The organism is Njordella calcicola, assembly GCF_056494125.1.
Genome location: NZ_CM151396.1, coordinates 5,106,391 through 5,118,570, shown reverse-complemented (window position 1 = coordinate 5,118,570; position 12,180 = coordinate 5,106,391). Strand labels below are relative to the sequence as shown.

Below are 12,180 nucleotides of genomic sequence, written 5' to 3'. Positions count from 1 at the left end.
GGAACTTCCGACCATGATGCCAGCCGCTAAACACTACGATCCCGTGGTCGGTATCGATATTCATATCATCCAACCACCCGGGCCAGTACCACCACTGCCGGTGCCCCACCCCTTTGTGGGCTACATTTTCGATCCAATGGATTTGTTGCCGATTGTCGGTGCCACCGTGAAGATAAATGGATTGCCGCGTGCGCTTGCTGGCACGCAAGGCATCGCGATGCCGCCGCATATTCCGATCGGCGGGACGTTTATCAAGCCACCGGCTAATGAGTGCGAGATCTTTATGGGCGTCGCAACGATCAATTGCGACGGAGATGCGCTGAGCCATGCGACCTTGCCGGTACTCAGTTGCCACTGCATCGGTATGCCTCCGATTCCGCGTCCGCGAAAAAAGGGGGCAGTCAAATCGCTGGTGATGCCAACGAGTAATCTGCTGACGATTCCCGCTGGACCGCCGGTATTAGTTGCTGGCCCGCCAACCATTTCGCTGATGGCGATGGGGATGAAAGCTGGAATGAGCGCGCTGGGCAAGGCGTTCAAGAAATTCAAAGCGACCAGCGCTGGCAAAGCGCTTTCAAAGAAAATCGGCGACGTCGGCAAGAAGTTGAAAAAGAAGCCCAGCAGCGTTAACAAGAGTTGTGGTCGCGCGGGCGAGCCGATCGATGTGGTCACGGGTGCGAATGTGGACGACTTCATCGATTGGGATCATCCCGAGTATCCGCATTTAAAGTGGCAACGTTTCTATTCTAGCTTGCTGGCCCAGCAAGATTCTGAACTGGGACGAGGCTTCCGCCACGTTTTCCAGCACGAACTTACGATGACGCAAGAGGGTTTTACTTACCGCGATTGCGAAGGGGACGTGGTTGAGTTCTCGCCGCTTGATCCACAGTCGCTGCGTACCAAGAACGATGGCTTGGTGTTGTCGAAATCTGGCAGTGGTTATCATTTGTCCGGTGCCTTGCATCCGACCATCGTGTTTGGCAATGAAAATCGCCAACGGTTTTCGGCCACTCAACTCATCACACAGGACGCAAAAGTCCAACTGGAATACGACCACTACAATCGACTGACCAAAGTGACCGACGAAGCTGGTGTGCAATTGCAACTGGCTTATGATGGCCGCGGAAAGCTCGCTGCTGTCGCGTCGGTTGTCGGTCGTGATCGCAATATTGTGGCCAGCTATCGCTACGATGAAACGGGGCATTTAGTTGAATGGATCGATGGCCTGGAGGCTCAGGGCCGGTACGCGTATGACCAACAGTCGCGGATGGTTCGCAAAGAAGACCGCAATCGATACGCCTTTCATTACGAATACGATCCGCACGGTCGCTGCATCCATTCGTGGGGAGACGACGGATTGTATGACCTGCGACTGGAGTATCATCCAGAGGAACAACTGGCGGTTGTGACGTGGGCCGATGGAGCGCGTTTCGAGTATTACTATGACGAATCGGGCGCGATTGAAAAGATCATTGATTCGCAAGGCGGAGTGCGCTTGTTCCAGCAAGATGACCAAGGGAATATCGTCAAAGAGATCGAACCCAATGGCGATGAAGTCGATTATCTGTACGATGCTGACGGCGGTCATATTGGACGTGTGGATGCTAGCGGCCAGTTCTTGCTGCCGATGCATTTGCAGCCGCATCGCCCCGATGGGCTGGCCTACAATCTGCCCGATAGCCCTGCTGCGTGGACGTTAGGTTCGCTTGCGTCAGGCGGTGTAACTTCGCCCGAAATGGTCGACGCGACTCTTTCCTCTTTGCCAAATGAAGTGCGGCAGAATCTGCCGACGCTGGCCGCGTTTCAACCTGCCATCGCCGGCACGAAAATAGACGCGATGGGCAGGATTGTTGAACGAACCGACATGCGTGGGCAAGTTCAACAGTTTGGTTTCGATGCCAATGGGAATGTGACTAGGCAGCGCGATGCCGATGGATCGTTTTGGTCGTATTTTTATAAGTCATGGAATCTGGTCGACGAGCTCCGGGATCCAACCGGTTACGCAACCAAGTTTGATTACAACTTGCGCGAGGCGATTACGCGCGTGGTCGATGGCGGTGGGACGACGACCGAGTATGAGTATGACGATTGCGATCGCGTGATCTCGATCACTCGGGCTGGCAAGCTGAAGGAACGCTATGGCTACAGCAGCAGCGGCGGGCTGACCGACAAATTCGATGCAAGTGGCCAGCGGTTGTTGAAACTGGAACCAGGCCCTTATGACACGCATGCCAAGATCGAGTTGGCGAGTGGCGAGGTCTTTGAATACAAGCACACTGAGCAAGCGCGGATTCAAGAAGTGTCGGGGCCAGAGCATAAGGTCGCGTTTGAATACGACATCTTCGACCAAGTAACCTTAGATGCTCGTAATGGACAAGGCATCGAGTACAAGTGGCTGAACCCGGCAACGCAAGCTTTGAAGGTCCTGGGCCGGTTGCAGATCCTGTATGAACGTCAGGAGAACGGCGGATTGGTTGTGGTCGATCCCACCGGGAATCGTACAAAGATTGTTGCAGACGGTCGCGGGCGATTTGTACGGAACAGCGATGATGGATTTTCGGAGTTGGTAACGTACAACCAAAGCGGTCGCTGCACGGCCAAAGTTGCGGTACTGCCATCGCAGAAAGTGATCAGCCGTCAACATCGTTATTCGGCTGCGGGAGATTTGCTGCAGACCAATGACTCCGAGCTTGGACGGATTGATTACCAGTTTGATGCCGCTCATCGGTTGATTTCGCGAGTGCGTGGCAGCCATCGGGATGTGTACCAGCACGATGCCGCGAACAATTTGATGTTGAAGCCAGAACTAAGTGCGGTGAAGCTAGGACCAGGCAATCAAGTGCTGGCGGCTGGCGAAGAAACGTTCACTTACAATGAACGCGCTCATTTGAGCGTGCGGGCTCGGATCGATGGTCGCACTCAGCGGTACACGTATAACTCGCTAGATCAACTGGTTGAAATCAATGGCGAAGACGGCTTCCGCTGGAAGTCTTGCTACGATGGTTTGAATCGTCGCATTTCAAAAGAGTGGACCGACGGGTTCGACCAGCATAAGGTGGAATTCTACTGGGATCATCGACGTTTGGCCGCTGAGGTGCTCGATGGCCAGCGATTGCGTGTTTATGTTTACGGCGATCGTCAATCGTTTGTTCCGTTGATGATGATCGAGTACGGATCGTTGACTGATCCGCCGGAATCGGGTGTGCGATATCATTTGGTCAGCGACCAGCGTGGGCAGATTACCGAAGTGGTGGATGCTGAGGGAGCGGTCGTTTGGAAGATGGAATCGCAGCCGTTTGGTGATGGCCGGGTGTTGGTTCAGAAGATTGATTTTGCTATTCGGTTAGCTGGTCAGTATGCGGATGACGAAGTTGGTTTGTACTACAATCGATATCGGTATTATGATCCGTCACTGGGACGTTACATTCAATCGGATCCATTAGGATTGGCTGGCGGTATCAATACGTATGCTTATCCGGGCAATCCGTTGACGCATGTCGATTTGGAAGGATTGCACCCTGCTTCGCCCAGCAAGAAATCGTCAAGTCCTGCAGTAAAAACGAAAGAAGAAGTAGCTCGGGTTCAACGCGAGTTTGGACAGGGGCGACAAGTGGCAAAATCAATACCACCTAAGAACTTGTTCAAACCTACGCTTCCGCCCGATACCGCTCGAGCTATAAAGTGGTTTAATCATCCAAAAAGCGGATATGGCAAGAACGCAAAGAAGATCGCTCCTGATCTTGCAGGGAAAAATCAAGAACAGATCATGGAGTACATGACAAAGAGTCATGGAAAACCAAAGGTTTCGAATCTTCCGCCGCCGAAAGGTTCAACGCATGCGGTAAAACAATCGACGTGGGAACTTAGTGACGGCACTACAGTTCGAGTCAAAGAAACGGTGCCACCTGGATTGAAGGTGGATGACTACCGTACTGGACCAACGTACGCTGTTTCTGTTAGGAAATCATCGGGCGGTAAACCTTTACCTGATAGCTATGCGAATGAAGCTTTCAAGGTCGACTCCAACGGCAATGCTGTACCAAAAGGACCATCCGATGTTGATATGGCAAAATATACTGCTGGGATGTCAGATAGTGAAAAAGACGGTTTCGTTCGGGGCGTTATGGACATGGGGCATGCTCAAACGGGGCGATGAATAATCAAAGGTGAAAATGATGATCGATGCTTACTCTTTACGACCTATAAACGATAAACTTTTCCCTGTCGAGGAAATTAAGGAGATGTTGTCATCAATGCCGACCGTAATTTATTTGCGCAAATTTGGCGATGATGAACGCTATTTGGTTGGTAGATCAAAGAAACATGTAGAAGACATAGTTGCTTCCATCAATCGAAACCCTGATGAACCGTATCCCTATATTGGCATCATTGACATATCCACGCAAAGTATCGATATTCGGCAAGAGACCACAGAAGATATACTTGCCGTACTTCGTACTTTTGTTGTTTCGCTGTTTAAGATTTGCCCATTTAGTATTCTCGACGCAGAGCAGAATGAAGTTGTTGCAAAGCCTTTCAACCAGTTTTCAGAGCTTTTTGACTAAATCAACGTGAGCATGTTTTTGCCCAGCGTGAGTAGCGTAAGCGGTGTGTTAGTTTAGCTTAGTAGTTGAATGGACTAAAGGCTGTGTTTTCGTGTTTGGGTCCAGCCCCAAGCCCCCGGGGTTTTTCGCCAACAGTGACATTGCTAAATCCCATTGAAAACTTTAATTACCCACCGGAGCATTAACCAATGTCAGATCCACGTCCAACATCCTGTGGCGGCGCAAGGCCAGCCGCGAACGGTTCAACTCGCACATCTGTCGGGAAGGAGACGCAGCCAATCTGCCAGATCATTCAAGAAGGCGGCGGCGACCGAGAGGTCGTGGTGGTATCGAAGACGGAGTTGGTGCCGTTGCTTACCGAATTGATGCAGACCCATGGTGAGAAAGTGCAGACCTATGGTGAGACAGTAGCCGCTTTCATCGCACAAACTATCAAAGACCCGCCAGCCCTGCGTACCCTGTTTAATGATTTTGGCTTCAGGGGCACCTACTATGAAAAGGTGATTAAGGGGAAGACATACATCGTCTTCAAAGGTTACGCTGGACAACGAACCATTTTTACTGGCACAAAGTTTCTCGCCGATAACGCGAAGGTACTGAGCTATCAGATTGGCAAAACAGCGACCAAGAGTTCGTTGCGAAGCGGGGCGGTCTTCTCGTTTGTCTTCATCTCGGGCATCAATATTCTTGAGACCGTCATCAGCGACGACAAAGACTTTATCGATGGCGCGGCCGAGATGGCAACGGACCTTGCCAAAACCGTCATTGCAACCGGAGCGATGATGGTGGCCGCGACGGCTGCTGCGGCAGCAAGCGCGACGTTCGCCTTGCCGGTTGTGGTAACCGTTGGAGCGACGGTTGTTGTTGGTCTCGGCGTCGGTTTGCTCTTGGACTACCTTGATAGCAAGTTGGGAGTTACTGACGCATTGAAGGAGTGGATGCACAAACAATACGACCAACTGAAAGATGAAATACGGTACTCGGAACCCTACCGACAATTCCAATGGTGCAATTCACCTGAGGGGGCATTGAGCTGTATGCGAATGATGTTTGGAGGCTACTAAGCGCTGCCCAGGGCTCGCGTACGCCTTCGGCTGACGGTTAAACGACGTCGATGCTGAATCATCTGGTGCGTTGGCATAGTCCCCCCCCTCCCCGGACGCTCGCGGAACTCGCGGCCGACCCTCCCGATGGGAGGGTGAAGAAGAAACGCGTACGCCTTCGGCTGACGTTAAACAAAGTCGATGCTGAATCATCTGGTGCGTTGGCATAGCGATAGCCCCCCTCCCCGGACGCTCGCGGAACTCGCGGCCGACCCTCCCGATGGGAGGGTAAAGAAGAAACGCGTACGCCTTCGGCTGACGGTTAAACGAAGTCGATGCTGAATCATCTGGTGCGTTGGCATAGTCCCCCCCCTCCCCGGACGCTCGCGGAACTCGCGGCCGACCCTCCCGATGGGAGGGTGAAGAAGAAAAGCGTACGCCTTCGGCTGACGGTTAAACAAAAACGATGCCGAATCATCTGGTGCGTTGGCATAGCGATAGCCCCCCCCCCCGGACGCTCGTGGGACTCGCGGCCGACCCTCCCGATGGGAGGGTAAAGAAGAAACGCGTACGCCTTCGGCTGACGGTTAAACGAAGTCGATGCTGAATCATCTGGTGCGTTGGCATAGCGATAGCCCCCCTCCCCGGACGCTCGCGGAACTCGCGGCCGACCCTCCCGATGGGAGGGTGAAGAAGAAACGCGTACGCCTTCGGCTGACGTTAAACAAAGTCGATGCTGAATCATCTGGTGCGTTGGCATAGCGATAGCCCCCCTCCCCGGACGCTCGTGGGACTCGCGGCCGACCCTCCCGATGGGAGGGTGAAGAAGAAAAGCGTACGCCTTCGGCTGACGGTTCAACGAAGAGGTATACCGATTCAAATTACGAGGTTCGAACTGATGTCGTTGTCGCCGGCTTCCCATTGACGACGGACTTCGCGAAGACCGTAAGCGCATAGGTCAAACTGCTGGCTCAAACGAAATAACAACTCCGATGGCACTGCTGGTTCAGTCACCGGCTCAATCTCGCTGGCAATCTCATAAGCTCGCTTGCCATGCTCGATATAAGCATGAAACCTGTCCGCGCGCTTCTTGTGCGCGGACTCTCGCAAAGATTCAGGATACAATCCCGTCCAGAACAACGTGAAATCGCCAATGTGACGATGTACCTCACGTTTGGCGACGCCGATACGCGATTCAGCCTCCGTCATCAATGTGACGACTTCACTTGCCGGCCGACCATCTAACTGACGGATCCGCAGCAATGCGTCTGTCTTAGTAAAACGAACCAAGAGGTCGCTGACATAAGCCACCAATTCACCATCAGCCACCCCGAGCTTGGAGTGGAAGATGTACTCGGCCATTCCGCAAAAGAATCGATCTAGAAGCGAACTATCATTTTGGTTTTTGTTGTCTTGCATACTGGTATGCCTTGTAACATGTTGAGGTTACTGCACACTACCCACTCTTTGATTTAATTTTCTCGCGCCGCAATGTCAAGAGCGAAAAAGTCGCTTCTGCGGACTTCACGAAAGTTAGACCGCAATTTCCCTGCGATACTTGTTCAAACGAATCATCGCGAGTACAAAGGATTTTCCTGCCTGAGATGTACACTTACTTCTCTCCTCCCCCTCACTTGATCCCCGCCAACTCATAGGACGATTCGATGATTCGCTGGTTCGCTCAGAACGGCATCGCGGCAAACTTTCTACTTATGGGTGTCTTGGTCGCGGGTGTATACGCCGCGTTCTTTCATGTCCCACTGGAAGTCACTCCCAAGCTCAGTTGGAACACCGTCATTATCGAAATGCCCTATCGCGGCGCCACTGCCAAAGATGTCGAACGCGCGATCCTGATCCCGGTCGAACAAGCCTTGGAGGGCATCAAAGGGATCAAGCATCTGGACGCGGACGGTTCGCGGGGGATGGCCAGAATCATGCTGCGGGCCGAAAAAAATACGGACTTGCAGGTTCTGCTGGATGACGTCAAAGGCCGCATCGATACGATCAACACGTTTCCTGCCGAAACAGAACGCCCTCGGATTTTCATTCCGGATTCGTCCAACGCGTTCGAAGTCTTGAACGTTGCGGTGACGGGCGATTTGGATGAACATGGGTTGATCAACGTTGCTCGTCGTGCTCAAGAAGATCTACAAGAAATCCCAGGTATCAGCCGAACAACTTTGATGGGCGCACGACGCCAAGAGTTTTCGATTGAAGCGAACGCTGAAAAGCTTCGCTCCTATGGCTTAAGCTTCCAAGATATTGTCGATGCCATCCGGATGTTCTCTATCGATATGCCAGCCGGCGCGATCGATAGTGAAAGCGGGACCTTTGTGGTCCGTACGCGGGGGCAAGCGTATGCGGCAGCCGACTTTGCCAGTATCCCTATCCGCGCGGTGGACGGCGCGGTACTCAAGATCGGTGACGTGGCCGATGTTCGCGATGGCTTTGAAGATGGAGAGAAGTCGGTGCGCTTCAATGGCAAACCCGCTTTGTTTATCAAAGTCATGCGGGTCGGTAATGAAAGTGCCATCGATATCTCGAACAAAGTGCGCGCGTACTGCGATTCTGCTCGAACACGATTCCCTGACGGCATTGAACTGTATGTTTGGGATGACGAATCGATTTCCATTCGCGGACGCTTGAGCACACTGATTGGTTCATTGCTGCAAGGCGGTGCTTTGGTTCTCATTGTCTTGGGGTTGTTCTTGCGTCCGACGCTGGCGTTTTGGATCGTTGTTGGGATTCCTTTCGGATTCGCAGGCGCGGCGATGGTGATGCCGTTCATGGGGATGACCGCGAACATCATGAGCTTGTTCGGGTTCATTATCGTGGTTGGTATCGTGGTGGATGATGCGATCGTTACCGGAGAGAGTATCTATTCCAAGATCAAAGAGGGCATGCCGCCGCTGGAAGCCGCGATCACTGGTGCGGAAGAAGTGACCAAACCGGTGACGTTCGGTGCACTGACGACGATGGTCGCGTTCATTCCGCTGATGTTTTTTGATGGCACGTGGGGGGACTTTGCAAAACAGATTCCGCCTGTGGTGATCGCAGTGCTTTTGTTTTCGCTGGTGGAATCGAAGTTCATCTTGCCATCGCACTTGAAACATATTCGAAAGGATGCTGGAGCGAATTGGTTCGCCAGGTTCCAACAAAAGATCGCGAGTGGTCTGGAGTACTTTATTGATCGCGTTTACCAACCGTCGTTGGTGTTTGCCGTACGCAATCGTCTAAGCGTGCTAGCGTTTTTTTCAGCCATCATGCTGGCCATGGTGGGTTACTGCGTAGGCGGTCGTATGGGGTTTGTCTCGTTCCCCACCGTGGATCGCCAGCGAATTACCGCCGTTCTGAAGCTGCCTGATAATACTCCTTTGGAAGTAACTGCCGCTTACATTGATCGCATTGAAGCGGGCTTGATGCAGTTGGCAGAAGAGTTTGTTGATCCAGCGACCAACAGGTCGCTGATCAAGAACTTTTCTAAGACCATCGGGGCTCGCTCGGCGGGCCGACCTTATGAGAAATCTGCTGGTCAAGTTTCAGTGGAGATCCTTTCGCCTGATTTGCGCAGTGAACCGGGCCCTAAGAACAGCGAGCTGTCCAAACGATGGCTGGAAATCGTTGGCCCAATACCAGAGGCTACGAACTTTCGAATCTATTCTGATTCTACGTTGGTCCGAGGTGAAGATAACGAAGAATTTTTGAGCCTGGAACTGCGTGGTCCTTCCTCGCCTGAAAAGGCCGAGGTCGCTTACGAGATCAAAGAGATGTTGGAGGAATATGAAGGGATCAGTACGGCGTGGGCCGAAGTGAATATGGGGCAAGACGAATTGGAACTGTCGCTCAAACCTCGAGCAGCAGAACTCGGTTTGACTCAAGCTTTACTTGCACAACAAGTACGCCAAGCGTTCTTTGGCGAAGAAGCGCAACGCGTGCAACGCGGCATTGATGACGTCCGCGTCATGGTTCGACTGCCACGCGTCGATCGCGAGTCGCTTAATACGCTGGACCAATTGAAGATTCGCACGCCAAGGGGCGCTGATGTCCCGCTTTCTACAGTGGCCACGATTGCGTTTACGAAAGCACCATCCTTCGTCGAACGCAACGATCGCGCGGAGATCATTCGCTGTGGAGCTCAACCCGTGGACGAAACGGTCGACATGATCGGGATTGCGAAAAGGATCGCACCGCGTTTGGATGAGCTTTGTGTCAAGCATGGGCTCAGCTATAAGTTCACGGGTTACGTGGCGGAAGCCGAAGAAACACGTCGACAAACTTTGATCGGTGCCGGGCTGTTGCTCTTCACACTCTACGGCATGTTGGCGATTCCATTGCAGTCGTTGCTGCAGCCGATCTTTGTCATGCTCGCAATTCCGTTTGCCATCGTGGGTGCGTTGCTGGGGCATATCTACATGGAGATGGTGCCCTCGTACCTGTCGGTCTTCGGGATGCTGGCCCTGGCTGGCGTCGCAGTGAACGACACGCTGGTGATGGTTGACTACATCAATCAACAGCGGTCGCGTGGCGTGAGCTTGCTGCAGAGTGCCTTGGAAGCGGGCTGCCGGCGATTTCGCCCCATTATGCTGACTTCTGTGACCACATTCGTTGGACTTTTGCCGTTGCTTTCCGACCCTTCCCTGCAAGCTCAATTCTTAATACCGATGGCGGTCTCGTTAGCTTTTGGAGTAGTGTTTGCCACCGGCGTCACGTTGTACCTAATCCCCTGCTCGATGCTAGCAGTCGATGACGTGCAGCGCTGGTTGCGTGGGGTCACACATTGGTACTTCAAGCCGCTGAAGCGTCAGCCCACCGAGGTCAACGTCGGGCAGTCCACTTAGGAATGCCAGCGGAGTTTTTCTGCTGCTCGAACGCTTGCCAGTACGGCCGCACCGGAGACATGGGGGCAGTTTCATTGATCATCATCGGCTTGGCTTGCTCCCAAAACGTGTCAAAGGCAGCTTCCATCGCCGCCGCAATTTCAGGTTGTTGGTCACGGATGTTGGTGGATTGACCTGTATCGTTTTTCATGTCAAACAGTTCTCCATTCACCAAACGAAATTGTTGGTTGCGTACTGCGTAACCCTTCGTGCGATAATCGTCGATCTTTGCGCCGGTCGGCCAACGGCCAACGTGGGTGAACAGATACCGATCAGCCCATTGCTTGGCATCGATATCGTCTAAACCATTGGCCTGATTAAGCAATGGAATTAAGGACCGGCCTTCGATTTGACCATTGTCAGGCAATGGTGCGCGGCACAGTTCGGCCAGTGTCGGCATGATATCGATGTGCGCTGCGAGCGTATCGATCGATACCCCAGGGCGTAATCGGTTTTCCCAACGGACGAAGAAGGGCACACGCACGCCGCCTTCGTCTGGCGAGTTCTTTAGCCCTTTCATATCCGCATTCCAGCCAAGCAGTTCTCTGCCAGATGCGTCATTGCCCAGCGGTTTGCCTTGCTGGAACCCTTCATGAGCCATGCCGTTGTCGGACATGAAGATCAACAAGGTGTTCTCCCATTCGTTACGCTCCGTCAGGAACTTCACCAATCGGCCCATGTTCTCGTCGATGTTTTCGATCATTCCGTAAAAGCCCGCGGCATTGTCATCGAAACCAAGAGCTCGGAAACGTTGGATGTTCGATGGCGGAGCATGGTAGGGAGAATGGGGGGCGTTGGTTGCGATGTAGGCGAAATAGCGCGAGTGATCCTGCAGTTGTTGATCAATCCAATCCAACGCGGCGGAAAAGAATACGTCCGTGCAAAAGCCTTCCGTTTGCTTGAAAGTTCCATTATGGCGCACGATCGGATTGAAGTAACTGTTGTTGGGAACATCGGCGCAGGAGCAATCATACGCTTGGCCGATACCGCCCCCCCCGTGAATGAAAGCTTCATCAAAGCCACGGTTCTGAGGCTGATAAGCGTCTTCATCGCCTAAGTGCCATTTGCCGAAGATGCCTGTGCTGTAGCCCGCCTGTCGCAAGATCTCTGGCAAAGTCACCGCATCAAGTGCCATTCGTTCGCGTTCCAGAATGGTGTGTGTGATGCCATTTTTCATCGAGTGTCGGCCTGTCATAATCGCCGATCGCGTCGGGGCGCAAGTTGGTGAAACCAAGAAGCGATCAAAGCGAACGCTGCGATCATACAGTTGGTCCAAATGGGGCGTGCGGAGCCACGAATTGCCATGGCGTCCCAGTGCCCCGTATCCTTGATCATCGGTCATCACCAAAATGACGTTGGGGGGCGGAAGGGCTTGGCATCGACGCTCGCTCAAGCATACGACGCTCGTAAAACACATGAACGCGAGCAAAGCGTACGGAAGACGCCGAATGCAAAGTTGAAGATGGAGCATGCTGAGGGGCCCTTGGGGGTCGGCAGGAAACTTTGGGGAGGTTAAGTCGAGTTCACCTATTGTGTAGCTAAGGGCTCGCGAAAGCTAGACGAGGGCCATTCCACGCAGGGCAAGTCATTTTTTGAATCCAAGTCAATCAGCCGTTGAGCTCACGGTTTCCAAGAGAACCGATGCTAACGCATTCCGGCTAATCGCGCAGACTGGAAAACTGACTAGCCCTGCCA

At 53.0% G+C, this 12,180-nt stretch carries 6 protein-coding genes; 4 read left to right on the top strand and 2 right to left on the bottom strand.

Annotated features, from left to right (window positions below; all coding sequences use genetic code 11):
• Window positions 1–13: 13 nt before the first annotated feature.
• From SH302x_RS19825 to SH302x_RS19815, 3 genes are all read left to right on the top strand, one after another.
• Entirely contained in the window at window positions 14–4,156 is a 4,143-nt protein-coding gene (locus SH302x_RS19825) for an RHS repeat-associated core domain-containing protein (protein ID WP_479364322.1), read from the top strand.
• Window positions 4,157–4,166: 10 nt separating this feature from the next.
• Window positions 4,167–4,565, top strand: a complete 399-nt coding sequence (locus SH302x_RS19820; protein WP_479364321.1) for a hypothetical protein — start codon at window positions 4,167–4,169, stop codon at window positions 4,563–4,565.
• A gap of 188 nt (window positions 4,566–4,753) precedes the next feature.
• Window positions 4,754–5,629, top strand: a complete 876-nt coding sequence (locus SH302x_RS19815; protein ID WP_479364319.1) for a hypothetical protein — start codon at window positions 4,754–4,756, stop codon at window positions 5,627–5,629.
• Window positions 5,630–6,484: 855 nt separating this feature from the next.
• Here SH302x_RS19815 and SH302x_RS19810 read toward each other — a convergent pair.
• The gene (locus SH302x_RS19810; RefSeq protein ID WP_479364318.1) at window positions 6,485–7,027 is read right to left on the bottom strand and encodes a hypothetical protein; all 543 of its coding nucleotides are present in this window, start codon (window positions 7,025–7,027) and stop codon (window positions 6,485–6,487) included.
• 245 nt (window positions 7,028–7,272) lie between these two features.
• Here SH302x_RS19810 and SH302x_RS19805 point away from each other — a divergent pair, with 245 nt between their 5' ends.
• The gene (locus SH302x_RS19805; RefSeq protein ID WP_479364317.1) at window positions 7,273–10,446 is read left to right on the top strand and encodes an efflux RND transporter permease subunit; all 3,174 of its coding nucleotides are present in this window, start codon (window positions 7,273–7,275) and stop codon (window positions 10,444–10,446) included.
• Here SH302x_RS19805 and SH302x_RS19800 read toward each other — a convergent pair.
• Window positions 10,424–11,956 carry an arylsulfatase gene (locus SH302x_RS19800; protein ID WP_479364316.1) on the bottom strand — a complete coding sequence of 511 codons (1,533 nt, stop codon included), beginning with the start codon at window positions 11,954–11,956 and terminating at the stop codon, window positions 10,424–10,426. The genes SH302x_RS19805 and SH302x_RS19800 overlap by 23 nt on opposite strands.
• Between the last annotated feature and the right edge of the window lie 224 nt (window positions 11,957–12,180).

Coding starts and splice junctions, on each gene's coding strand:
- SH302x_RS19825 (WP_479364322.1), top strand. CDS start 14: ATGATGCCAGCCGCTAAACACTACGATCCCGTGGTCGGTATCGATATT.
- SH302x_RS19805 (WP_479364317.1), top strand. CDS start 7,273: ATGATTCGCTGGTTCGCTCAGAACGGCATCGCGGCAAACTTTCTACTT.
- SH302x_RS19800 (WP_479364316.1), bottom strand. CDS start 11,956: ATGCTCCATCTTCAACTTTGCATTCGGCGTCTTCCGTACGCTTTGCTC.
- SH302x_RS19815 (WP_479364319.1), top strand. CDS start 4,754: ATGTCAGATCCACGTCCAACATCCTGTGGCGGCGCAAGGCCAGCCGCG.
- SH302x_RS19810 (WP_479364318.1), bottom strand. CDS start 7,027: ATGCAAGACAACAAAAACCAAAATGATAGTTCGCTTCTAGATCGATTC.